The sequence below is a fragment of the Rhodomicrobium lacus genome, assembly GCF_003992725.1.
Taxonomy (GTDB): Bacteria; Pseudomonadota; Alphaproteobacteria; order Rhizobiales; family Rhodomicrobiaceae; genus Rhodomicrobium; species Rhodomicrobium lacus.
The window spans coordinates 17,956-42,010 of the sequence record NZ_RZNF01000002.1 but is presented as its reverse complement, the minus strand read 5'-3'; the positions used below and the strand labels follow the sequence as shown (position 1 = coordinate 42,010).

Sequence of the window (24,055 nt, the reverse complement as noted above, 5' to 3'; positions counted from 1 at the left end):
GTCGCTTACATTGCGTTCGCTTCGGTAAGCGCGGGCCTCAGACCGTTCAAGCTGCCTCTCCGATCTTCAAATTTTGCGCCGTCGCCGCCAGTCGTGGGCACCTGCGAAACGCGTCTTTTGCTTCCGAGTTTTCGGTCCACGAGCGAGGCGCGGCGCCGCCGCACAAAGCCGCGTCTAGCCGAACCACCACCACCAGTTCACGACGAGCACGAAGGTAACAAGGATCAGCGCGAGGATGATCAGCGTCTGGATATGAGCGGCGACCCAGTTGCGCCATGTCTCCGGCGCTTCGCCCGCCTCCTGCCCCATCGAGCCGAGGATCAGAAGCCCGAGAACCCCAAGAATGTAAATTCCCGCCGGATATTGTTTGCATTGCCCGCAGGACCAGCTGTCGAGCCACATCAGCCCGATAAGCGTGCCCGCGACCAGAAATGTGATGAAAGCCAGTACGCCGAGGCTGATGATAATTACAAAACGCGTGATATCAGCACACGTCATGCCTCCCACTCCCTTTGACGCAACAGTACTTTCGGTTTCAGCGCCTGCCATGCCAGCGCCTCCCTCCACGCAACGAGACGATTTTCGTAAAACTAGCAGGGCAGCGTTAATCATGCGTTTCATGCGGCGCCCCCCAAGCGGCAGCGGGCGCCGTTGGAGCTACGGCTATTTGCGCCAACTGTTGCATGCTTGAACAGCTTGTGGCCGACGCGCCACAGCTTGCGCGTAACATGCCGAATTGCGGCATTTGCGTGATTGCGGCGCAAGCTTCATGCAAGCTATGCCTTAAGCCGATGGTCCTCCGATGAGGATAATAGGGAACGCGGTGAGGGACGACGTCCGTAATCCGCGGCTGCCCCCGCAACTGTAAGCGGCGAGCGATGCGCCAAAGGCCACTGGGAAACCGGGAAGGCGGCGTTGAGTTTTGACCCGTGAGCCAGGAGACCTGCCATCAGCCGTGGTCACGCGCGAACACGTCGGGCGGGGTGTCCTGATGGGGGCTTGGAATCCGCTCAACGCGGCGTTCCTGACTTTGGTTCGTGGTGACGTGTCACGTTCCACGAGGCCCAATATGCCCGCTCTATACCCGCGCGCCCGCTCCTGTGTCGCTTTCGTCAGCCTTGTCGCGTTTGCCGCGAATGCGCAGGCGCAAACCGCCGCCCGTTCCGATACCCTGCCGCCCGTCGTCGTGAAGAAGGACGGGGCCGAAAAGCAGAAGAAGAAAGCCGCCGCTCCGAAGAAAAAGAAGGAGGCTCCAGCCGTTGCGCAGGGTGCCGCCGAACCCGCGCCGGATGCCATTCCCGGCGAGCCGTCGAAGGACGTGATCTATTCCGCGAACCGCGTCGCAACCGACATCTCCAGGGTCGGCTCCGCGGTGACGGTCATTACGCGCGACGAGATCGAGGCGCAGTCCCGCACCTACGTGCAGGATTACCTCGCGCAGGTGCCGGGCGTTTCCGTGGCGCAGACGGGCTTGGGCGGCACCAGCACCTATTCGATCTGGGGCGCCTACGGCCGCAATGTGAAGGTGCTCGTCGATGGAATCGACGTATCGGATCCGACCGGCACACAGGTTTCCACGGCTCTTGAGCACGTCCTCGCGGGGGACGTCGCACGCATCGAAGTGCTGAAGGGATCGCAGAGCCTGCTCTATGGCGGCCAGGCGGTCGGCGGCGTCATTGCAATCGATACGGCACGCCCCGTACTTGGAGCATCGCTCTCGGGCTCAGGCGAAACAGGCGCTTATAATACACAGCGCGGAACCGCGAGCGCGGCTTACGGCACCGAAAACGGCTACGCCCGCTTCACGGTCCAGAGCGTGCGCAGCGACGGCTTTTCGGCCGCCGCGCTTGGCAGCGAAGACGACAGCTATCGAAACCTGACCTTCAGCGGGTCCGGCGAATATAAGGTGTCGAACGAGGTGAAGGTATTCTTTGCCGCGCGTTCTGTTGATGCAAACCTCAAATACGACAGTTCCTATGACGGATATGGTCTGGCGAAGGATGGATGGCCCGGGACACAGGCTCTCACGAGTCAGCAATCCGGCCGTCTGGGGACCGAGGTGACGCTCTTCGATGGCGCTTTGGTCAATACCGTTTCGCTTCAGGGAATGCGGCTTGATCGAGATACGAGATATTGGAGCGCCGCATACGATAACAACTGGAACGCCATTCCCGGCATGGGCTCCATCGTTGCCGACTCCTATGACGGGGACCGCTGGAAGGTCGATTATCTGGGTACTGCGAAGGTGACGAGCTGGGCCACAGCAGCCGTTGGGGCCGATTATCAGGAAGAAACCGCAAAAACCGCTTCCACCGTTCAGCATGAAGCTGATCTTGCCGGCGTGTTCGGCCAGCTTTCAGTCGAGCCGCTGAAAGGACTTACGCTGACTGGCGGCGGTCGTAACGACCATCACAGCACCTTCGGCGACTTCGACACCTACCGCTTCACCGGCGCATATTTTTATGAGCCGACGCAAACCAAGTTCCGCGCAAGCACCGGAACCGGCTTCCGCGCCCCGAGCCTTTACGAGCTCTACGCGCCGTCCGGTCTCGGGAATACGGCGCTCAAGCCCGAACAAAGCGAGAGCTGGGACGTTGGTTTCGATCAGTGGTTCGAAAACCGGCGCTACCGTTTCAGCGCAACCTACTTCCAGTTGGATACGACGAACGAGATCGGTTACGACCCATTCGCTGGAACCGGGCCGTGGGGCCAATATGTACAGCTTTCAGGCACGACACATCGCGAGGGCGTGGAGTTTTCCGGCGCAGCAGTTGTGAGGCCATGGCTCACGCTGTCGGCGGGCTACACCTATGTCGATGCAAGGGCGGAGGATGGCTCGCGTCTCGTCCGCATCCCGCGCAACAGCATCACGCTCGGCGCGGACGCGCTGCTGTTCGACACGGTGAAGGCGAACGTCACCACGCGTTTCGCGCTCGATACGATCGACTCGAGCAATTACCAACTGGAAGACTATGTGCTTCTGAACGCGAAGTTCAGCTACGACATTCGCCCCGGTTTCACCGCTTACGTCAGGGGTGAAAATCTGCTCGACGAGAAGTACGAAACGGTGCGCGGCTACAACACGCCCGGCCTGTCGGTCTATGGCGGCCTCACCTTCAACGTCGACGCCAACACCTATGCGTCGCTGAAATAGGGTCGGGCGCAGCCGCCGCAGGGCAGGACGCATTCCGCAGCGGCAAAGCTGAACGAGCGGCCGGGCTTCTTCGCACCGATGAGACGCGAAGAAGCTCGGTCTCGCCGCCATCGCATATTGCCCAGCGACGGCGCATTTGTTATCCATCGACGTTGAAGGCTGGCGCGTTCGACGTTCGGCATGCGTCGGCGCACGAGACGTTAAGGCGAGCGAGCCGCGCCTGCGGAGGGGTGCTAGAGTGGTTTAATAGACCGGTCTTGAAAACCGGCGTGCGGGCAACCGTACCGTGGGTTCGAATCCCACCCCCTCCGCCATCCGTCATTTTTTTCTTAAGTAAATCAGGCCCTAAAGTCGAACTCTGGCTAACGGTTGCGAGCCTGTTAGCCAATCGTGTGTTCGGTTTTTCCGAAGCGCCGTCGCGCTTCCGCGCCAAGGCAAGGATCGCGCTGTCGGCGAGCCACGCGCGATTGGCGGCTTTCGTGTAGCGCTCCACTTCCCTCAACGTCTCGTGACCGCTCACCGACATGATTTCGTGCGGCGAGCATCCGGCTTCGGCAAGCCTGCGGCAGCAGGCTTTCCGCAGGCCGTGCGGCGACCGCCCCTTGGGAACGCCTGCCATCCGGGCCTTCTCGGTAAACCAATTATAGAAGCCCGTTTCCGTGAAAGCCTTGCCGAACTGCGTTTCGATGAGCAGTTCCTGCCCTTCGCGCACAGGCATCGCCTCGATCGCCACCGCGAGCTGCTGCAGAATCGGGATGTCGATTTCCGCGCCGGTCTTCTTCTGCCGGTAGACGAGCCTGCCGCCGCAAAGGTTCGAGCGTTTGAGCCGCACGACATCGCTCCGGCGCGGCGCCGCACAGAGCATCAGTTCGAAAGCCAGCCGCTCGCGCGTTCCCATCGGGTAACGGGCGGCAAAGAGTTCGATTTCGTCGTCCGACCAGTCCTTGAAGCCCTTGACCTTGTAGCGGATCGGTTCGATCTCGGTCATCGGATTGACCGAGATCATCTTGCGTTTGCGCGCGAGTTTCATGATGGCGCGCAGCATCCGCCGCAAATTGTTCGCGGCTGCCGGCGTTGCCGCTTTCTTGTCCAGGATCGCCCCGATATGCTGCTCTTCGAGCTTTGCCACCGGGAGTTCGCCGTAGTCCGCCCGGAAGCGTTCGAGGATGCCGCGATAGGTTTGACGCGTGGCGTCGGATAGACGCGTGAACGCGGCGGTCTGATAATAAAGCACGATGACGTCGGCGACACTTCCCGGCTTGACCCTGCTCTTGCCGGGCTCGATTTTTTCGCCCGCCATGGCCACCTCATAAGCCGCCATGAATTCCGGCGACCAGGGCAGACCCGGAAGAGGCACGCGCTTGTGCCCCGCGCGTCTCAGATACCAGCGCGGCTTGCCCCGGCAGTCGATATAGCCATGGCAATATCTGGGAGGCCGCCGCATCAGCGAAGAACCGCGTCCCATGGATTACCTTCCTTTTCCCCGCAGGCGACATCTTCAGTGGCTCCAAACAGGCCTTCGGCCTCTTCCTTCATGCGGTCCCAGTCGGCGGCGAGGTTGGCCGCATCGAACAGCACGATGGTCCTGCTGCAACGGTAGGGTCTGTGCACCTTGCCTTCGGTCACCCATTTGCGCAACTGGCTCTCGCTGACGCCGAGTTTTGCCGCGGCCTGGCTGGCTCGCAGTGCCAGCGGTACCGCCACATCGCCGATCCGGGACATGAGCTTTCCTGAGAGTTGGGTATATTTGCTAGCACATTATCTGCTATGTATTCAGACTATATCGCTCGCAACGCTTCCGCCAAGGACTTTCTTGTCTAGCGCATAACTTTTCGGCGATGCCGTTGACGGCGGCAACACCGCCGGTATCTCGCGAAGATCCGCAATGAACCTGATCTCCCGTATGGCGCGCCCTACGCATGCGCGCCGTCGTGCTGGCCTGAAGGCAACAAATCTGCTAGCAAATGAGCGTGACCCGATGAACCGGGCGCCGGAAGGATCCATGACGACCATCACGATCGCATCGACGAAGGGAGGCGTGGGCAAAAGCACGCTCGTGTCTGCACTGTCGGTGCTTGCTACGCAGGAAACGCGCCGCATCGGCATCGTCGATCTCGACGAGACGCTTGGCTCTTTGAGCCAGTGGTGGGCGCTGCGCGGCGAGCCGGCTGCTCCCTATCTCATGTCCCGCGAGGGCGCACTCGCCGACGACGTGCAGCGCTATGCGGCGATCTTCGACTGGATCTTCATCGACACCTCGCCCTACGACCTCGCTCTCATCGAAGAGGCGATCAAAATCGCCGATGCGGTGGTGATCCCGACGCGGACGAGTTTCTTCGACGCGATGGGAGCACGGCAGGTGTCCGATCTGTGCCGCGAGCATGGGAAGCCGTTCGGCTTCGTCATAGTCGGCTATCACAAGAGCGTCGATGATCTCGCACAGCAGACCGAGGCGGCGCTGTCGGCGTTCGGAACGGTTTTCAAGACGAAGATCATGTTCGACCGCTGCTTCATGGAAGCGCCGATCCACGGCAAGACCGGGCCCGAGCTGAATGCGAAGGCGCAAGCCGAGATGGCCGCGCTGTGGCGCGAGGTGAAGGAGCTTGCAGGAGCCCGGGGAGGCGTGGAATGAGCGAAAGCGGGCGCACCATGAGCGACGCGATGCGGATCGCGCTCGACAAGGGCTTCGGGACAGGGAAACGGCAGACTCCGAGAGCAAGCGGCCGGCTCATCCGGCGCGCGGGCGAGGCCAGGCCGAAGGGTCCGCAGGCCCAGTTCAACGTGCGCATCGCCCAGGATTTGAAAGAAGCCGTGGCAAGGGCTGCCGAAGTAGAGGGGATCTCCGTCGTCGAGTGGGTCGAGCGGAGCTTCCGGGCCTCGCTCGACGGCGATGAGGCCGTGAGTGATTAGCGTCGAGGCGCTAGCTTCGCGCGATCCGGGCGAGCGGCTTCGCTCATCCATCGGTCCAGGGGTTGAGCAGCGGAACGCCCATCGGCTCGAAGTCGCGGACGTCGCGCGTGACTACGATCAGGCGGTGAACGAGCGCGGTCGCCGCAATCAGGCTGTCGCGCTGCGGACGCGGATCGGGCACATGCAGCGCCGGGCGACGGCGGCGACGGGAACGATCCGGCTCTGAAAGCCGGGGATCACCTGCGCATCGACCCAGGCGCGCAGCACCGCTCCCCTCGGCACATCCTTGCGTTCGGCCTGGGCAACGCCAAGCTCGATCTCGAAAAGGGTGATCGCGGAGATGAACAGCTCCTCGTGCGGAGCGCTGGCGGCCCATGCCGTGAGGCCGGCGTTTGCCCTTTCCGGCCGGCGCAACTCCGAGAGGACCAGATCATGGGGACCGATCACAACTCAAGATCGCATTCGCAAATCTGCCGGTCCCGATGGAGTCCGTCTTCGCTGACGGATTGCGCCGATGGTCGACCGTATTTCCAGGTGGCATTCTGGGATCGAAGTTCGCTGCCTTTTCTAGCACCTTTCGCCAACTTCATTCTAGTAGGTCGGAGGCCGTTCCATCTAGCATATTGCTAGAAGGAACGATCTCCCGGATCCAAAATATGCTAGAAAGGTGCTAGAACAAAAGCGTCGCAAAGTGCTAGAAAACGTCTAGCACCTTTCTAGCATATTTTCCCGCCGGGAACAGACCCTCGCGAAAAGGCTCATCCCCTCGTAGAAAGTGATGGCAAGATGTGTGAAAGCGGACCCACTAGCGGGCCGTTTCACAGGCGCTTACTCTCCTTCGGATCGACGCGGACGACGCACAACAGGCCGGATTTTTCGCGCAGATCACGCTTCTGCACGCCGCAGGATGAGCGCGCGCAGATGGCAGACACGCCACCTCGGTATGCGCAGCGTTTCGGCGGGGTATCTGACCCTATAACGGGCTCACGGCACATGGAATGGGAGGACGAAGCGCGCATGAAGGGATGCGACATGCATGTCTTCGATAAGAGAGAAGACCTCGAACCGGCGCGATCTTCTCGTGATGGCAGCAACAGCCCTCATCGCTCCAGCCGCAACCCAGCATTGTCGCAAACCCGATCCCGGCCTCCACAAAGACCGCCCGATGATCGCGCAACATTCGCCTTGCGGCGCTCGAAATCCCTGCCAGGGGAAGGAGGCGCGCCGCCGCCTCCCAATCCTGTCCGAAAGCCCGCATGCGGCTCGGAAGACTGCGCCGGGACATTGCCTTTTTCCCATGAACCTCAGACGTAAGACACGGTCTAACGAACGGCCTTGTCCGCGGCCCCTGTCTTCGCTTCAAGCCATTCCTCTAGAGCGTTTCATGTTTTGACAGAACCGTATCCATCGTTCTCGAAGTAGCTTTTGCACTCGGTGGGGACGATTGTTTCGACGAGGGCGCCGATCTGGGCGCAGACGTCCTCGATGGTTCGCTTCCGGGCGCATCGCATCCAGTGTTTGATCTTGGCGAAGGCTTGCTCGATCGGATTAAGGTCAGGGGAATAGGGAGGCAGGAACAGGAACCTCGCCCCGGCCTTGCGGATCGCCATCCGCACGGCCTTGCCCTTATGGCTGCCGAGATTATCCATGACCACGATGTCGCCGGGTTTGAGGACCGGGACCAATTGCTGTTCGGTATAGGCGCGGAAGCACTCGCCGTTGATCGGGCCGTCGAAGACGCAAGGCGCGGTGAGCCGGTCCAGCCGCAGCGCCCCGATGAATGTCAGCGTCCGCCAATGGCCGTGCGGAGCATAGGCGCGCAGGCGCTTTCCCTTTGGCCCCCAGCCGCGCAGGGGAGCCATGTTGGTCTTGATCCAGGTCTCGTCGATGAAGACGAGCTTCGCCGGATCAAGGCTTGCCTGCCGCGCCTTCCAGCGCCGGCGCCGCCGCGCGACGTCCGGGCGAGCCTGTTCGAGGGCGAGCATCGCTTTTTTTGAAGCGCAAGCCCTCGTGCCGCAGGAACTCCCACACCGCGTTGTGCGAGACAGACACCCCGCGCGCGGCAAGCTCTGCCTTCAAGGCGTGCAGCGAGAGATGCGGGGTCTGTTTGAGCCGCTCCTCGATGAACTCGCGATGCGGCAGGAGAATGCGCTTGCGGTGTCCGCCCATCTTGCCCGGCGCCACCGAGCTGGTCGCCCGATAGCGCTGCATCAGCTTCACCACACTCGAAACCGCGACATCGAAGCGGGCCGCCGCCTCCCGGCAGCTTGCGCCGCGAAGAACCGCCGCAACAACGCGCTCACGAAGATCGTTCGAAAGGGGTCGTGTCATCGATGCCGGCCTCCGCCCGGCCAGCATCATGAATCACTGTTCGCACAAAAACGGAATCCCCCGCGATTCGGTGAAGTGAGGAAACGCTCTATGACGATAGCTGCAAGCTGCGCCGGAGATATCTTGTCAGCCTTGGTTGGTCGCACGAGCAGCGCCTTTTGGGAAGGCGTCAGGCGGATGGTCAGGGTTTCGGTCTTCTTCTCGTCCATGAGCACGCTGTATTCGACTGTGCGCCATAGGTTCATCGTGTAAAAAAATTATACGAGTGTCGTGAACACGGAGTTGCGCGATGGAAAGTGAAATCCGTGTTCTATGACATTCGGATAAGCCATTGACCTGTCGTCCAAGCGAGGCCGATGACAAAAACGAAGTTTCATCCTGAAACGCCGCCGCCTCGCGACTGGGGAAAGCACACCGTCCTCGGCGGAACAAAAAAGTTTCATTCGAAAGACCAGATCGAACAGCTGACCAGAACCAACCCCACGTTGCCAGCCACCATCAAGCCGCCCAGCCGCGCCGCGCCTTACGAAGCACCAGTAAGAACATTGGAATGCCGAGGCATTCGGTGACGATGCCGATGGGGATTTCGGCACTCGCGACCATACGCGCCAAAAAATCCGCCGCGAGAAGGAAACTGGCGCCGAGCAAGGCGCTCGCGATCAGAAGGCGGCGGTTCCCTGGACCGAGCAGGATGCGCGCCGCGTGGGGAACGAACAGGCCGACCCAGCCGATCATTCCGACCATCGAAACGGTAATGGCCGAAAGCAATGTGGCGATCACTATGACGGCATACCGCAAGGTATCGACCGGGATGCCGAGGGCACGCGCCTCGTCATCGCCCATGGAAAGAGCATCGAGACCACGCCCCAGAAGAGCTAGGGATATGATTCCTGCAATGATCGGCCCGGCAAGCCATAACGTCTGTTCGAGACCCGGCATGCCGAGATTACCCATCATCCAGTAAACAATCGAAGGCAATTGGTTCTGCGGGTCCGCCACATATTTGATGATGGACAGCAATGCACCGAACATTGCGCTGCTGATCACCCCGCCAAGGACGAGCGTGATCATGGATGCACCGCCGAAGGACGTAGCCACGCCCACCCCGACCGCTACGGCCGCAAGCCCCATAACGAAGCACAGGAGCTGAATGAGTGCCCAGGATCCGTCCAGCACCATTCCGAGAGCCGCACCGAAAGCCGCTCCGGCAAGCACACCAAGAAGGCCCGGCGATACGAGGGGATTTCTGAAAACCGCCTGAAAAGCAGCACCCGAACACGCGAGCGCCATGCCGACTAGAATCGCCGCGAGCACCCGTGGCAGCCGGACGTCGACAAGGACGTTGGAGAGGACAGCCCTTCTCGCCGGGTCCATTTCAGTCAATCCCGCTGTGGCAGCGAGGAAGTGCAAAATCTCGCTCACTCTTATCGGGTAAGCGCCGACAGACAGCGCCAGAACCGTCATTGCCAACATGAGCACGATACAACCGAACAGCCAGCCCGGAACCGGGATACCGCGCCCGATCATGTCGTCTCTCGCAAGGGACCAAACGGAGAGGGTGCCAAACGCCCGGTTCCGGCGACGCGAACGCCGTACAAACGCCAGATCGCCTCCCCATCCAGGCAGTCCTCAGGCGCACCGTCGACCATGACGCGGCCGTCCTTCAGCAGGATAGCTCGCGTCGCCGCCATGAGAGCGTGATCCGGGTGATGTGTGCTCATGAAAACACCGTAGCCGTCGTCAACCAAGGCCATGAGATGGGTCATCAGCCGATGCTGATGGCCGAAGTCGAGAGCTGACGCCGGTTCGTCGAGGATGAGAAGTCGCGCGCCTTGCGCGAGAGCGCGGCTAACCAGCGTCAACTGTCGTTCGCCGCCCGAAATCTCGGTGTAAGGCCTTGCCGCCAGATGAACGATGCCCAGACGCGCGATAGCGTCGTCCACTAGGCTTTCATCGTTGGCGCTCGGGCTTTTCATCATGCCCGTTTCACCGAGCCTTCCCATCATGACGACCTCGCGGACAGTGTATGGAAAGGGGCTGACATGTGTTTGAGGCACGTAGGCAAGATGACGGGACGTCACGCGCCGGCTCAGTCTGGCGATGGGCTCCCCGTTCAGAAGCACGGCTCCGGCGGTCGGCCGGACAAGGCCCAACATCACGCGCAACAAGGTGCTTTTGCCCGCGCCATTGGCGCCGAGGAGCGAAACGAACTCGCCGCATTCGAAGGCGAAATCGATTCCTCCAAGTACCTCGCGCGCCCCATACGCAAAACGCACCGCGCGGACTTCGAGCCTTGAACTTCGATCGCTGGAAGTCATGCTTCAGTTTGCGGGACGAAGGAAATCGGCGGTTTCTGCTTCTGTCAGATCATAGCCGTAAAACTGCTTGTAAAACGCACGCGTCTCAGCTGCCATGTCCACGTTGAGCCGGTCGGGGTAAAGGATCGAAGCGAGCCACAAAAACTGCAAGGCTTCCTCCGATGTCTCCCGGCACCACCAGAACATACCGCGCGGGTTGGCGTAAACACGCCCTTCCCTCACCGCCTTGATGCCTTTCCAGCGGGGGTCGCTGCGGATCTCCTCGGCGTCCGAAGCGCGCATGGCTATGATGACGTCTGGATCCGCCTCAATGACCCGCTCTACCGTGACCCGTCCCGTTGCATTGCCGATTCCCTCGAACCAGTGTTCGGCGACGTTGATCGCGCCTCCGAGATCCATCCAGTCCTGATTGAGCGAAGGACGCCCGGATGTTGCTGTCGGCGAACCTTGGGCCAGGTAAATCTTGAGCCGCTTTTCAGCGGGCAGGCCAGCGAGCGCTTTTGCAACGCGCGCCTTGTTTGCCTCGAAATAATCACGGAAAGCATGCGCTTTCGCCAAAGCGGCGGGGCCGAACAGCTCGCCGGTGATCAGCGTCCGTTCGAGCAACGCGTCCATCGAATTCGCCCGAAACGCAGCAACGGCGATGCCCCCGCTTGCCAGTTGCGTCTGCTTCGCCGGAGGCAGCGCACCCGCGATAAACAGAATGTCGGGGCGCAGGAGCAGCAGACGTTCCACATCGACATCCGCCATGCCTCCGAGGCTTGCCAGTTCGGCGTCCTTGATCGAGGGCACAAACTTCCGAAAAACCGGCATGTCGCGGACGATCCGTGTCGTCGCCACGATCTTGTCGCCGTAACCAAGCATCGCAATGATGGAGTTCTGGGCCTCCCAGGCGGTGGCGATGCGGGTGACGCGCTCGGGGACCGTGAGCGTGGTGGAGCCGTAATAGGTCACACTACGCTTGCCCGAAACCTCATCGGCCTGCGCGCAGAACGAAACGGTCAGTACACCGAAGGCAAGCACCGCACGGCGAAGCGCGGCAGACGTAATTCCCATCACAGCCTGTCTCCTTTCGCCCACCATACAACTGCAGTCCGAGTTTCCATGCGAAGCTGCAAGCCTCCAGAGGAGTCAGTCAAATAGGGTGAGATGTTCTGTCGAAAGCGGTCTTCCGCAGTTTCGGGCAGTTCGAGCCACGCGAAATCGGACCAGACCGCCGCCCAGTCCGCATAGGTCCGGGAAAAGCCGTCTACGACGTAAGACACATTGGCCGCATAGCCCATGTTTATGACGCGATTGAAAAGCAGGGCGAAGCCGGGCATAGGCGACGGCCTTTGAGGGGGCGCGGCGGTCAACGGCTTCGGATTGATCCCCTCTACAAGTGTGTCATGGAAGTGCTTGAGGCTCGGCCCGCAGAACAGCATAATGTAAACGTATTTGCGAGCCAAAGCGTTAAGCTTCGCGAGATCGCTCGCGGCCGGGGAGCGCGATGCAATAACCACATCGTGCACTGGCACCGTCTCACCGGGCACGACCTGATCCCATTGAAGATGCAGCGTTTCAATATTCGCGAGCGCAGCCTTTTCCGCGTTCTTGCGAACCCGCTCCAGCATCGACGCCGAAATGTCGAGCGCGATCACCGATCGCGCCCGCCTCGCCACCGGTATGCTGATGCGACCCGTTCCCGCACCCACATCGAGAACGGTATCGGCTGGTTCGATGCGCAAGGCATCGATCTGATGCCAAGTATACTCCTGTTCGAGGCTGGAATAGCCGTCGTAGCGGCTGGCGAAATCGTCCCACATCTGGGGCTTGCTCATGAGCGGCGATGTCGTCAGCGCCCAAAGCATTTCCCAGTCGATCAGTCCGGCCATATCGCAGTCCTCTCGCAGATCAGATATCAGAACTTGACGCTAGCGCTGAGGCGAGCTTCCAGTGGGGTTCCAAGAAACGCCGTGTTGGAGCCTACAACGCCGTTGATGCTTCCGGGGAAGATGGACGCCCAGTATTTCTCGTCGAAGACGTTGTTCACGGCCAGACGAACTGTCGTCTTTTTCCCCATGACCTGCGTCTCGTATCGACCGCCGAGGTCGAGCGTCGTATACCCGTCGGCCCAAGTGGTGTTCAGGTTGTTTGCCGCACGCTCGCCGGTGTAATGGATGTTGAGGTTGACATACAGCCCTTCGACCCACGGCAAGGCATACTCGGCGAGCAGATTCGCCTGATAGAGCGGCACACCGACGACCTGTTTGTTTTCGGTCGTCGTAACGCCCGTATCCGTGAGGATCGGATCGAGAACCGTGACACCGGCATAGATCCTCAGATCGGGCAGCACCTCGCCGTTGACACTCGCTTCAACGCCCTTGTTGCGCTGATTGCCCTGCACCTTATAGACGTTATCGGTATCGGTGAAGGCGAACGGGCGCTCGATCTGGAACAAGGCGAGCGCGGTGCTGAACTTGCCGAAGTCGGTCTTTATGCCCACCTCGTACTGTTCGCTGCGGAATGGAGCGAGCGTCTCCCCGGCGTTTGCGGCGGTGGTGGGTGCCGTTCCTCCGGCTTCGAGGGTATCGGCGTAGGCGGCGTAGACCGAAACCGGCTTGATCGGTTTGTAGGTCAACGCCACGGTCGGGCTCAATCCCTCGTCCTGATACGCGCCCGTCTGCACACCCGAAGTATTGTAGTTTGTGGTGTCGATCCAGCTATAGCTGGCGACCGCCATCGCCGACCACTGGTCGTCGAACTTGATCGTGTCTCCGACCACAACTGTTTGCTGGCGGTTGTCGCCGGACTTGAATCGAGGGCCCATCGCCAGGCTCATGTTGGGGCTGGCAAAAATGTCAGGGTCGTAGTAGTTCGACGAGCCCAAAGACCAGGTGTTATTGGTCTTGGCTTGTTGAATTTCCCAGATATAGCCGGTTGTGCCAATCACCAGCTCATGGCCGATCGGTCCGGTGTTGAAGCGCCCGTTCAGATTGACAGTGTTGCTGGTGACTATAAAGCGTCCGGCCGCCGAAAGGCCCATGGTAGATTTATAATCGTAGTTGTTGTTCTGGAACGTGTTCGTAACGGTCAGCAAACTCCGGTCGACGACCTGATAAAGCATCCCGCCGGAAACTCTCCAGTTTTGAGTCAGGTCGTGCTTCACCTTGAAGCTGAGGGTCGATGTCTCCAGGCTCATCCCTGCAAAGCTCTGCCCGTACCCGACAGTTGTCGGATCTGCGGCATCGGGCAGTTTGATGGTCGAGCCATACGAGAAACCGCCTGGATAGCCGAACTTGTCGAACTTGTAGTAATAGGCGTTGAGTTCGACGGTCGTGTCGCTTCGCGGCTTCACATCGACTGCCGCGCTGATGAGCTGACGGTCGAGAGAACTGTTCTTGACGAAGCCATCTCCCTGCTCGTTCAGCGCGTTGATGCGGTAGCCGAGGCGGTGGGCGTCGTCGACATAGCCGCCGACATCGGCGTGTTCGAGCCAGCCTCCATTCGTGCTGAAGCCGGTCGTGAACTCGTTCAACGGCACATCCGTCGGCCGCTTCAGCACATAATTGAAGATGCCACCGGGGCTTGCCGGACCGTAATAAGCTCCGGCAAGGCTGTTGATCACCTCGACGCGCTCAAACGTTTCCAGCGGAAGCGCCGTGGTACCGACGGAATTCAAACCATCGGTGTGGTTGGTATCGACCACGCCCGCTTCCATGCCACGGCTTTGCGCGCGCCCCACGTCCAGGCCGCCGCGCGCTTCCATCTGTGTCGACGGCATGTATTTCAGGATATCGACCAGCGACGAAGCCTGCCGGTCCTTGATCATGTCGCTGTTTGCGACGCTCACCGAATAGGGAATGTCTTGCAGAGAGCGGCCGTCGAACGGTCCGATCTGCGCCGTCTTGGGCTTGAAGCCGCCCTGTTCGTCAACCTTGCCGTTCGCCGTGCCTCCTTGCTGAGCACTCTGCGAGGCTTCTCCCGCAACACCGCTTCTTTCACCGCCGGCGCGCTTCGGTTTCGGAGTGTTTGCCGCCTTCGCCTTTTTCGGCTGGTTGACTACGACCGGGGGCAGCGTCGACGGATTGTCGCTCCGCTGACTTTCTTGAGCATGTGAACCAGCAGCCGATATTGCCAGGAATGTAAATGCTGCGGACGCCCGGATGAGCGCATTCTGCGAAACGACGTTGACGGAGTGGCAATGCGCTGCTGCCTGCCCCTTGAACGAGCGCACAGCAATTCCCGTTGCGGGAGCGGCGGCCAGCCAGCCGCTCGCCCGCATCCTGCGGGTAGTTATCATGTTTTTCCCCCAACCCAGAAAACAGGCGGGACATATCGAGCCCGAGTCCCAACCCGAAGATATATTGCGAAGGATACAACTTCGGTGGAAGAAAAATTCCGGCCGCACGTCAGCGCGTGAGAGGGTTGTGACGAAATCGCAACTTTTTACAATTCGGGTGCAAAATGAAAGCGCAATGCACAATAAATGCGCAGGTATGCATGCAATCCATTAGAATTTTTCTTACTTTAATCGCCGGGGATTCCCATTCTGGGCGAGCATTCAAGTTCCATGCTGGGCGGAGGCAGCCTGTATGGCGCGAGCTTATTCTCTGGATTTGCGTGAGCGTGTGGTGGCGTTTGTTGCGAGCGGTCAGACGATGCGAGCGCGGCAACGGTGTTCGATTTCAGCGTGGCAAGCGTTGTAAAGTGAACGCAACGCAAAAGCGCAACTGGCAGCGCTGCCCCAAAGCCCATGGGTGGCAAACGCCCTTTGCTTTTAGAGGCGGAGCGCGATTAGCTGTTGGCGTGACCGGATGAGAAGCCCGATTTGACGCTTCATGCCTTCGCGATGAACTGCGCAAGCGCGGCGTGACCGTGTCCCGCGACACGCTATGGCGCTTCCTCAAACGCCGGGAGATCAGCTTAAAAAAACCTTGCTCGCAGCCGAGCAGGACCGTCCCCGATATCGCCCGGCGCCGGCTGCGCTGGAAGAAATATCAGGTCCGATTTGATCCATCCCGCCTTGTTTTCATCGATGAAAACCGGGCTAAAACCAACATGACCCGCACGGCCGGCTGGTGCCGACGCGGCAAGCCGCTCGTCGCCAAAGTCCCGCATGGCCACTGGAAAACGGCGAGTTTTTCGCCGCACTGCGCCATGACGCGATCACCGCGCCCTTCGTGCTGGACGGCCCCATTAACGGCGAGGACTTCCCGGCCTATGTCGAACAGATCCTTGTCCCGGCCACTCACAAAAACCGGGCCATTCGCAACGCGATCCGCGCCGCCGGCGCAGCAGGCGCGCCATTCTGCATGATATGCCCCTTGAATTCGATGATGACCCGCCCGCCTGCGAAGGGTGGGCACCTGCTTTCGCGCAGTGTACTTCAATCGAGTTGGAATTATTATAAATATAAATTCTGTAACGCAAATGCACCCATCGGCTTGATTTCCATTATAGCCAATAAGCGACGAATATCCTTGTGGGGTAACTTCGACCTGATCTACCTTGGGCCTCGCGAGAATTCGGAAAATCACGGAGAACGAATCCCGGTGCTCAAGGTCACACATGTCACAGCGGGTTACGGGCGGCTCGTCGTCCTGCATGCATTGTCCGCAAGCTTCGCGCGTGGCCGGGTGACGGCGTTGGTTGGGCCGAACGGCTGCGGCAAGTCCACGCTCCTGAAGGCCATCATGGGGTTCATGCCCGTAAGCGGTGGCGAGATCCGGCTAGAGGGGCAGCCAATCCGGACGTTTGGGCGCAAGGCGCTCGCGAAAAGGATCGCCTACCTGCCGCAGGAGTGTCAGTGTCCCGACTACATGACGCTCGGCGAGTTGATCGAACTGGCGGGATACTCGCGCTATTCGCTCGTCGGCGGCCCGTCCGCGCGCGACCGGCAGCTTTTCGCGGAGATTCTCGACCTCGTCGGTCTCGCGGATAAAGCCGGCTGTCAGGTCAACGCCTTGTCCGGCGGTCAGCGGCAGCGCGCCTGGATTGCCATGGTGCTGGCCCAGGAGGCGGACGTCATCCTGATGGACGAGCCGGTGAACCATCTCGACATGAAATATCAATATGCGGTGCTCGGCCTCGTGCGCGTGCTTTCTGCGAGTCACGGCAAGACGGTGATCGTCGTGCTGCACGATCTCAATCTGGCGTCGGCTTTCGCCGATGACGTCGTGATGCTGCGCGATGGCAAGGTCGTAGCGGCGGGGCCTGCGCAGGAAACCATGACGGCGGCCAACGTGGAGCAGGCGTTCGATTTCGAAGCCGACATCTTCTCGCGTGATGGCCGCGTCGTCTGCCTGCCGCGCATGTTCCACGCGGAAGCGGTCACGGCATGACGCGGCGGAGCTTCGTTCTCGCGAGCACGCCGTTTGTCCTCGCGCTCGCCTTCCTCGCCAATATCTCCCTCGGTCCCGGCTCCATTTCTCTGTTTGACGCGATCGGCGCGCTTTTTCACATGGAAGCCGACAGTTACGAAGGGGCGGTTGTCCTCTACCAGCGGCTCCCACGCGCGCTCATCGCGATCTACGTCGGCGCCACCATGGCGGTGAGCGGCGCGGTGCTGCAGGGGCTTGTGCGCAATCCGCTCGCCTCGCCTTCGACGCTCGGCATGAACGCGGGCGCGACAGTCTTCGTTGTCGCCGGTGCATATCTCTTCGATTTCGGCATGACGGCGCAGGGAATGGCCGCGCTTGTCGGCGCACTTTTCGGGTTTTTCGCCTGCCTCGCCGTCGCGCGACTGGCTGGCGGCTCGGCTGATCCGCGCGGACTCGCCCTGATTCTATCGGGAGCGCTCGTGTCGATCCTTTTCATCGGCATCGCGAATGCGTTCCTTCTGTCGGACCCGGCTCGGCGCATGGATTTCCTCGGCTGGGTGACGGGCAACATCAACCATGTCTACGGCGACCGCCTTTACGCTTTCTGGTGGATCGGCGCCGCAGCGCTGCTGCTTCTCGCGGCGCTTTCCCGCTCCTTGACGCTGATCCTTCTCGGCCATGAAAAGGCAGCTTCGGCGGGTGTGAGGGTCGGTCTCGTCTCGAATCTCGCCATCGGGGCGACGGTTCTGGCCTCTGGATCGGCGGTCGCGATCTGCGGGCCGATCGGCTTCGTGGGGCTCGTCGTGCCGCATATCCTGCGCCCGCTCGTCGGCTCCAATCTCTCGGCGCTCCTTCCGGCGTGCATGGTCACGGGTGCGAGCGTCTGCCTGATTGCAGACCTTTGCGCCCGCGCGGCCTTCCACCCTTATGTGCTCCACACGGGCGTCCTGATGGATCTCCTTGGCGGCCTGGTGTTCATCGTCATCGTGAGGCGGTTCTATCTGTCCGGCTCGGCGAGGGGGCTTGCATGAGGCACGAGCGAGCGACAGACGGAAAGGCGGTGTTCCGCTTCTCGACCGGCCTGGAAATCCCGACGGGCAATCTTCTGGCTGCGGCTGGTCTCGTCGTTGCGGCGGTTCTGCTCGCGGCCCTTTCGACGGGGCTCGGCAGGACAGACGCTGGAATGTCGGATCTCCTGCGCCTGTTCTTTGGGAAGGAATTGAGCGACGAACAGGCCTACGCCTTGTGGACGGTGCGCCTGCCCCGCATCGTCATGGGCTTCATGGCGGGCTGGTGCGTTGCGCTCGCGGGCGCGATCCTACAATCCATCGCCCGCAATCCCTTGGCCGACCCTGGCCTATTCGGGCTCAGCCAGGGAGCCATGACGATGATCATGCTGCTTGCCGTCATCGCTCCCGGCGCACCCCGGGAACTCGTCGCGTTCGCTGCGATGGGAGGCGGGCTCGCCGTTGCGCTGCTGTTGATCTGGCTCGTGGGCGGTGAGCGGTCGAGCGGGCTTTCGATCCTGCTGATGGGCATCGCGATTCAGACCGTGCTCTCATCGGTCGACACGCTTCTTCTCCTCTATACCCCGCCAGAAACCTCCTATGCCTTGTCCGACTGGGTGGCGGGCTCGCTGTTTGGCGCGAGTTGGCCCGGCATCGCGAGCTTTGCGGTCGTATTCGTTGCAAGCCTCGTCGGCATCTTGTTCGCCGGGCGCGCGCTTCAGGCCTACGATCTCGGAAGCGAAATGGCGATGGCGCTGGGCGAGCCGGTCGGCCGGTCGCGGCCGGTGCTGCTGATGTTTGCCGTGATGCTGGCGGCGTCGGCCGTCACTGCCGTCGGTCCGCTGACATTCCTCGGAGTGCTGGCCCCGCACCTCGCGGGTTTCGTATCCCCGGCGGTCGGTCGGCCGCGGCTGCTGCTCTCGGGCCTGATGGGCGGCATTCTCGTCGTGGCGGCGGACGCTCTTGCACGCGGCTTGCTCGGTAATATCCCCCTGCCTATCGGCCTCAGCCTGACGCTGATCGGCGTGCCGATTTTCATCGTCACGCTGTCCGTTTCAAGCAGGCGAAGGTGAGGATAGATGCTGATTGGCACGCTTGCACTGAAAAATGCACGCGCAGAGCGCTTTAGCGCTTCTTTTTCGCCCAGGCCTCGATGGCGTCCAACGTGTGCAGCGCGCTGGCAACCGTCGGGGTCGTAACCTTCGACGAATCGAGAAACACCACATTTCCCTCGCGGACCGGCTTCGTGAACCGATCCCAACCCGGCACGATGCGGTCGAGGGCGGCGCGCGTGCCGGCTTCGTCGCGGGCGCCGATATAGGTGTTCATGACGATCAGAAGATCGGGGTTCGCCCGCGCGAAGACCTCGGGATTCATCGGTGCGAGCAGCGTCGAGCCCATGCCGGATGCAGACGATTGGGGCAGCTTCAGCGGCGTGAAGCCAAGATCGTCGATCGCCTGAATCGCGCCAGATAGATCGCTAACCGCGTTAAGCTGATCGGTGAGGAAGACCGCGAGATAGGTCTTGCCGGTCGGATCGGAGGGCAGAACCTTTCGAACCGCCTCAAGGCGCGCGCGATAGACGGCCACGCGCTCCGCGAACGCCTGCTGCCGCCCCAGGAGCTGCGCGAGGTCTTTTTGCACGCCGATGCCGCGCGCTTTACTGCCGTTGATTTTCTGAAGGTAGACGGGCGCAACCGTCGAAAGCTGGGCCACCTTGTCGACGTCGATTTCAATACCGATGATAAGGTCCGGATTGAGCGCAAGCAAACGTTCGAGGTCGACCTGCCCAACCGGCCCGATGCCCTTCGGTTTGGGCAACCCGTCGCCGAGAACCGTGTCGATGAAATCGATGCTGACGAACTTGCCGTCATCAGTGCGACCGTAACCGCCGACGACGCCTATTCCAAGTTCCATCAACGGCACGCCGAGCAGCGGCTCATGCATGACGACGATGCGTTTGGGTTCGTCTGGGATCGTGACGGTTCGCCCTGTGTCGTCGGTGACCGTGCGTTCTCCCGCGAAGGCGGCGGCGTTGATAGCGAAAAGAAGAGCGAACAGGATCTGCAATCGCATGGATGGTTCCTTTTGAATGAGGACGATCCGGAGCGCTCTGAAGCACTCCGGATCCTCCCCTGAAAAGTCCCGCCGCACGCATCACCTGAACCGGCGGAAAACCTTACTGCGGCGTCAGAACGTGCCCTTGATACCGACGCCGATCATGCGCGGTTCCAGCATGTTTGCCGCTACGCCGCCGATCGACCGATCCTGATACTTCCAAAGCGGGGTGCGCTCGTCGAAGATGTTGTTCACATAGGCGTAGAGTTGGGTGTTATCGGTCCAGTCGTAGGAAATCCGACTGTTGGCGACGGTAAAATTATCGACGTGGTAGAGTGGGTTATTGTCGTCGGCGGAATAGTAACCATCCGTATGGCGCACATCGATGCTCCACTTGACCTTCTCGATGATATCCCAATCGATGCCCGCGCTCAGCGTGTAGCCGGGAGCGTTTCCGAATTTGTTGCCTTCGTTGACCGCGTCTCCGGCCGCGTCGGTATATTCGCTGATCCGGGTGTGAAGCAGGCCAGCGCCCGCGCGAATACGGAAGTCGTCTCGAAGTTGATAGGTTCCAGAGACTTCAAGGCCGTACGCCTCGGCGCTATCGGCGTTAACGACTATGGCACCATACAAAATGCTTCCAAGGTAATCGTCTTGAAGTCTTTGGGCGTTGGAATAGTCCGCGTAGAAAATGTTGCCGGTCAACGTAAGCTTGTTGTCAAACAGCTTGGCGCGAGTGAAAAGTTCGTAATTGTTAACCGTCTCCGGATCGAACGTAAGATACTTACTGTTCGCAAAACTCAGATTTACGCCACCGGGGGTATAGCCCTTGTTGAACAGGACGCCGACCGTCACGTCCTGGATAACCTCATAAGCGAGCGACACTTTCGGTAACCATGCGTCGTAAGTTTCATCGAAGTTGAGATACACACCAGGCGCGAATCCTGCCGAACTGCCCCAACGTTGGGTATTGTCGCGCTGGTAGCGCAGACCGCCGGTTAGCGTCCAGCGATCCGTAAGCTTGTAGGTCGACTCGGTGTAGATACCGACATTCAGCTTCTCGTCGTCGAAGCTGGATATGCCCCGGTTGTTGAGCCAGTCTTCCGACGTGGTGTGGGCGATAAAGACACCTGTGACGCCGCTGAGCCGCGAGCCGACGTCGCCGTAAGTCACTCGCGCTTCGTTCGTGATGTTTTCCTGATCGATGGTCGCTGCGCCGAGAGTTTCCGGTATGATCGTGCGTGCGATATGCGAACTCGAAATCTGCGACTGATTGAAAAGCTTGATCCCTCCGCCAAGATCGTAAGACAGGTCGAGGACGCCGCTGTCGGTATCCTGCTCGTAGGCCGGCATTGATCCTGTCCGGTTCTTGAGGTCTTCATACGGAACCGAGGCGGCTTCGTAGGTTGGACGGCTGTTATAGGTGTGTGCATATGTCAGCTTAGCCGTCAGGCTTGGGATGTCCGTCGGTGTCCAGAGGAGTTTGGCGCGACCGTTCAAGGTTTTGAAATTGACGCCGTTGTCACCCGTTGCAAAAGTCGGATTGGTATAGTCGATGAAAGTCGAACGACTCCAGTAATCGAGAGTAAAGCGCGCGGCGAGTTCGTTGTCGATAATGGGACGGTTAACCATCAGCGACGTGCGGCGCTTGTCGTAGTTTCCGACTTCGACCTGATATGCCCCTTCCGTATTGAAGGTCGGATCGTTGGTGTTGACGATAATCGCGCCAGCGATGGCATTCGCGCCCTGAGTGGTCGTCTGCGGACCGCGAAACACCTCGATGCTCTTGACATCCCAGATCGAGGTTCCCCCGTATACAAGCTCATAGAAATTTGAATAGTGGCCGTCGAGATTGACGGTCGCGCGCGGTATGGTGCCGCCGAAGAACGCCGTCGACCCGAAATTCGACCCTTGTGTATCCTGCCCGCGGATGATCGGTGCACCGACTGTGCCGGGATAGACAACATTGGGAATGTCGTTGATTGCATCGGCGACGGTTGCTGCGCTTTGCTTTTTGGCGAGATCCTCCGCACTTATCACGCTTACCGAAGACGCCGTCTCCATGATATCGCGCTCGATCTTTTCGCCGGTGACGGTGATCGTGTCGAGGGCGACCGTCCCTTCCTGCGCGAACGCTTGTTGTCCGCTTGCCGATACAACAACCAACGTCGACGCAAACGCCATCGTTGCGGCATAAACCGCCCTGCTGCCCCACAACATGCCCAGTTTTTCTCCCCGGTGCCCATTAGAATGCCCGCACAAAGGATGAATTAGGCAGAGACGTATTTCAACTCTGGTCGATACAATTCGGGCAAAATTTGTCCGTAACTGTGTCTTATATAGTTATAATCATTCTATATTATGGAAGGCCTAGAATTATACGCATTCTAGGCGCAAATAGGCAAACGTTAGCAGATTGCCGGTTCTCGCTGTTCCGCGGCAAAATATGCAGATCGGCGGAGTCGGCCCGGTCCGCCGATAGCCTAATTACGCGAGTTTTTGCAGGGAGTGCGGTGCCCGCTCCCGGTTGGTGCCTCAGTCGTCACGCTGGGGCGTTTCCGCGACTTCTTCATCGCTCGCGCCTTTCCGCCAATAGGCGACGACGAGTTGCTGGCCTTTCTTCAACCCGCGCTCCTTGCGCAAATGGGCGCGGATGGCTTTGAACGCATCGAATTCGCAGCCGACCCATGCGTAAACGGAGGAAGGATCGGCGGGGAACTCGACGCCCCGAACGGCGTCAGGCAGTAGGGTCGTCGTGCCGGGAGCCTTACCGCCTCGGTGCTGCCATCGCAGCTCGATGCCCGTGCGGTTCGCGATTTCCACTTCGCACGCTTCGTCAGCGACCTCGATCAGCGCTACGCCGCGCGCGGTCCCCGGCAGAAACTCAAGCATCCGCGAAATAGCGGGAAGCGCCGTTTCGTCGCCCGCGAGAAGATACCAACCGCGATCCCGAGGAACCGAACTGCCGAAGGGCCCCGCGACACCGAGCACGTCGCCCGGCTTGCAGTTTGCAGCGAAGGCCGCGCCAGGCCCGGCGTCGTCGTGAAGCACGAAATCGACCTCCATCGTGCCGGCCTGCGGATCGCAGCGCCGCGTCGTGTACCGCCGTATCACAGGGCGCGCCATCCCTTCCGGCCAGCACAGCAAACCGTCCTTGCCGATCGTCGGCACAACCATCGTCGTGCCCGGCTGCGGGATGACGAGGCCCATATGAAGATCCTCGTCTGAGGCGAAGCGGGCGAGGTCCGACCCCGCGAAGACAACCCGCCGCATGTGCGGAGTGATGTCGCGGATTGCACGAACCCGGATCAGTCGGAAATTTGGCGGCGTCATGATAGCGCTTCCGTCGCCAGACCAGACGATGTCCGGCTCGGGCGCGCCAGCCAGTTCCTTGACGTGGCCGGCAAGCGCCATCCGCATATAATAAAGCCCCAGCATCTCATCGGCTTCTGCGCGCAACGAGATCGCGTTCGCCTTCGGTGCCAGATAGCCGATGCCGAAGGGAAAGGTTACGACATAGGCGGCCTCTTCGCGTCGCACCTCCGCGTCATGATCCGAAAAATGGTCGCAAGCGCTTTCGATGACGCGGATTGGATCTTTGACAGTAGCCACTGCTGTCGCAACGAGGCGCATTCTTCGACCTTTCCAGAGATTTGTCGAATAAAAACGGGCGCTCATTCAGGTGAATGAACGTGACGAGCGATGCTACTGACAGGTCTGTCTTGCGACAAGGCATATCTCAAGTATTTCGGTATTTTTGAATTATTTTAGTTATAATTATTGATTGTTGCGACGCTGGGCTGTGAGTTAATTGCAGCGCGCGCCAACATATCCATTGATAGAATGTATGAAAAGCGATTATACGTTCAGGCATACATGACGCCCAATCGTCGTCTTTGCCTGAGTTATAATGATAACAAGAAGGTAAGGCAGTTGTAGGAACGGAAGCTGCATGATGCGTGACGTTGAGTGCTT

At 60.2% G+C, this 24,055-nt stretch carries 20 protein-coding genes, 1 tRNA gene, 1 pseudogene and 1 riboswitch; of the genes and pseudogenes, 7 read left to right on the top strand and 15 right to left on the bottom strand.

Annotated features, from left to right (window positions below; translation table 11 throughout):
• Window positions 1-174: 174 nt before the first annotated feature.
• Window positions 175-498, bottom strand: a complete 324-nt coding sequence (locus tag EK416_RS00900) for a hypothetical protein (protein WP_127075397.1) — start codon at window positions 496-498, stop codon at window positions 175-177.
• Between the two features lie 277 nt (window positions 499-775).
• Window positions 776-965, top strand: a riboswitch (cobalamin riboswitch).
• Between the two features lie 104 nt (window positions 966-1,069).
• Between EK416_RS00900 and EK416_RS00895 the strand changes: the two genes are divergently transcribed.
• Window positions 1,070-3,154: a TonB-dependent receptor plug domain-containing protein gene (locus tag EK416_RS00895; protein ID WP_127075395.1), complete on the top strand. Its 2,085-nt coding sequence runs from the start codon at window positions 1,070-1,072 to the stop codon at window positions 3,152-3,154.
• 224 nt (window positions 3,155-3,378) lie between these two features.
• Window positions 3,379-3,468: transfer RNA gene (locus tag EK416_RS00890), tRNA-Ser, on the top strand.
• 215 nt (window positions 3,469-3,683) lie between these two features.
• Here the strand turns inward: EK416_RS00890 and EK416_RS18200 are convergent.
• Together EK416_RS18200 and EK416_RS00880 are read right to left on the bottom strand one after the other, a co-directional pair.
• Window positions 3,684-4,019 (bottom strand): annotated as a pseudogene (locus tag EK416_RS18200) (tyrosine-type recombinase/integrase); the annotation flags it as partial.
• 578 nt (window positions 4,020-4,597) lie between these two features.
• On the bottom strand, window positions 4,598-4,876 hold the full coding sequence (locus EK416_RS00880; RefSeq protein WP_127075393.1) for a helix-turn-helix transcriptional regulator: 279 nt from the start codon (window positions 4,874-4,876) through the stop codon (window positions 4,598-4,600).
• 280 nt (window positions 4,877-5,156) lie between these two features.
• Here EK416_RS00880 and EK416_RS00875 point away from each other — a divergent pair, with 280 nt between their 5' ends.
• Both EK416_RS00875 and EK416_RS00870 read left to right on the top strand, forming a co-directional pair.
• Complete coding sequence (locus EK416_RS00875; protein ID WP_164729794.1) at window positions 5,157-5,786, top strand: ParA family protein; 630 nt, start codon at window positions 5,157-5,159, stop codon at window positions 5,784-5,786.
• The gene (locus EK416_RS00870) at window positions 5,783-6,064 is read left to right on the top strand and encodes a toxin-antitoxin system HicB family antitoxin (RefSeq protein WP_127075389.1); all 282 of its coding nucleotides are present in this window, start codon (window positions 5,783-5,785) and stop codon (window positions 6,062-6,064) included. The genes EK416_RS00875 and EK416_RS00870 overlap by 4 nt, the downstream gene beginning before the upstream one ends.
• Window positions 6,065-6,107: 43 nt before the next feature.
• On the opposite strand, the gene EK416_RS18155 is transcribed toward EK416_RS00870, so the two are convergent.
• The 9 genes from EK416_RS18155 to EK416_RS00830 all read right to left on the bottom strand — a co-directional run bounded on the left by EK416_RS18155 (window position 6,108) and on the right by EK416_RS00830 (window position 15,178).
• Window positions 6,108-6,245, bottom strand: a complete 138-nt coding sequence (locus EK416_RS18155; protein ID WP_342634617.1) for a PIN domain-containing protein — start codon at window positions 6,243-6,245, stop codon at window positions 6,108-6,110.
• The gene (locus tag EK416_RS00865) at window positions 6,212-6,511 is read right to left on the bottom strand and encodes a PIN domain-containing protein (RefSeq protein ID WP_342634616.1); all 300 of its coding nucleotides are present in this window, start codon (window positions 6,509-6,511) and stop codon (window positions 6,212-6,214) included. The genes EK416_RS18155 and EK416_RS00865 overlap by 34 nt, the downstream gene beginning before the upstream one ends.
• A 935-nt stretch (window positions 6,512-7,446) precedes the next feature.
• A protein-coding gene (locus tag EK416_RS00860; RefSeq protein ID WP_127075387.1) for an IS630 family transposase occupies window positions 7,447-8,395 on the bottom strand; the annotation gives its coding sequence in 2 pieces (ribosomal slippage) (window positions 7,447-8,049 and window positions 8,051-8,395; 948 coding nt in all).
• Between the two features lie 26 nt (window positions 8,396-8,421).
• Window positions 8,422-8,604, bottom strand: coding sequence for a hypothetical protein (locus tag EK416_RS00855; RefSeq protein WP_127075385.1), 183 nt, complete (start codon window positions 8,602-8,604; stop codon window positions 8,422-8,424).
• A 289-nt stretch (window positions 8,605-8,893) separates the two neighbouring features.
• Window positions 8,894-9,922 (bottom strand): FecCD family ABC transporter permease, encoded by a 1,029-nt coding sequence (locus tag EK416_RS00850; protein WP_127075383.1) that lies wholly within the window; start codon window positions 9,920-9,922, stop codon window positions 8,894-8,896.
• Window positions 9,919-10,713, bottom strand: a complete 795-nt coding sequence (locus tag EK416_RS00845) for an ABC transporter ATP-binding protein (RefSeq protein ID WP_127075381.1) — start codon at window positions 10,711-10,713, stop codon at window positions 9,919-9,921. The genes EK416_RS00850 and EK416_RS00845 overlap by 4 nt, the downstream gene beginning before the upstream one ends.
• 3 nt (window positions 10,714-10,716) lie before the next feature.
• Entirely contained in the window at window positions 10,717-11,769 is a 1,053-nt protein-coding gene (locus EK416_RS00840; RefSeq protein ID WP_181952105.1) for an ABC transporter substrate-binding protein, read from the bottom strand.
• Entirely contained in the window at window positions 11,769-12,587 is an 819-nt protein-coding gene (locus tag EK416_RS00835; protein ID WP_127075378.1) for a class I SAM-dependent methyltransferase, read from the bottom strand. The genes EK416_RS00840 and EK416_RS00835 overlap by 1 nt, the downstream gene beginning before the upstream one ends.
• Before the next feature lie 26 nt (window positions 12,588-12,613).
• On the bottom strand, window positions 12,614-15,178 hold the full coding sequence (locus EK416_RS00830) for a TonB-dependent receptor (protein ID WP_127075375.1): 2,565 nt from the start codon (window positions 15,176-15,178) through the stop codon (window positions 12,614-12,616).
• 1,069 nt (window positions 15,179-16,247) lie between these two features.
• Here EK416_RS00830 and EK416_RS00825 point away from each other — a divergent pair.
• From EK416_RS00825 to EK416_RS00815, 3 genes are read left to right on the top strand one after another with little or no spacing between them, the layout of a single operon-like run.
• The gene (locus EK416_RS00825) at window positions 16,248-17,036 is read left to right on the top strand and encodes an ABC transporter ATP-binding protein (protein ID WP_127075373.1); all 789 of its coding nucleotides are present in this window, start codon (window positions 16,248-16,250) and stop codon (window positions 17,034-17,036) included.
• On the top strand, window positions 17,033-18,046 hold the full coding sequence (locus tag EK416_RS00820) for a FecCD family ABC transporter permease (RefSeq protein ID WP_127075371.1): 1,014 nt from the start codon (window positions 17,033-17,035) through the stop codon (window positions 18,044-18,046). Before EK416_RS00825 ends, EK416_RS00820 begins: the two co-directional genes overlap by 4 nt.
• Entirely contained in the window at window positions 18,043-19,095 is a 1,053-nt protein-coding gene (locus EK416_RS00815; RefSeq protein ID WP_127075369.1) for a FecCD family ABC transporter permease, read from the top strand. The genes EK416_RS00820 and EK416_RS00815 overlap by 4 nt, the downstream gene beginning before the upstream one ends.
• Before the next feature lie 52 nt (window positions 19,096-19,147).
• Here the strand turns inward: EK416_RS00815 and EK416_RS00810 are convergent, their stop codons facing one another.
• From EK416_RS00810 to EK416_RS00800, 3 genes are all read right to left on the bottom strand, one after another.
• Window positions 19,148-20,098, bottom strand: coding sequence for an ABC transporter substrate-binding protein (locus tag EK416_RS00810; protein WP_127075367.1), 951 nt, complete (start codon window positions 20,096-20,098; stop codon window positions 19,148-19,150).
• A 114-nt stretch (window positions 20,099-20,212) separates the two neighbouring features.
• Window positions 20,213-22,264 (bottom strand): TonB-dependent receptor, encoded by a 2,052-nt coding sequence (locus EK416_RS00805; RefSeq protein WP_245433896.1) that lies wholly within the window; start codon window positions 22,262-22,264, stop codon window positions 20,213-20,215.
• A 351-nt stretch (window positions 22,265-22,615) separates the two neighbouring features.
• Window positions 22,616-23,692 carry a siderophore-interacting protein gene (locus EK416_RS00800; protein WP_164729793.1) on the bottom strand — a complete coding sequence of 359 codons (1,077 nt, stop codon included), beginning with the start codon at window positions 23,690-23,692 and terminating at the stop codon, window positions 22,616-22,618.
• Window positions 23,693-24,055: the final 363 nt, after the last annotated feature.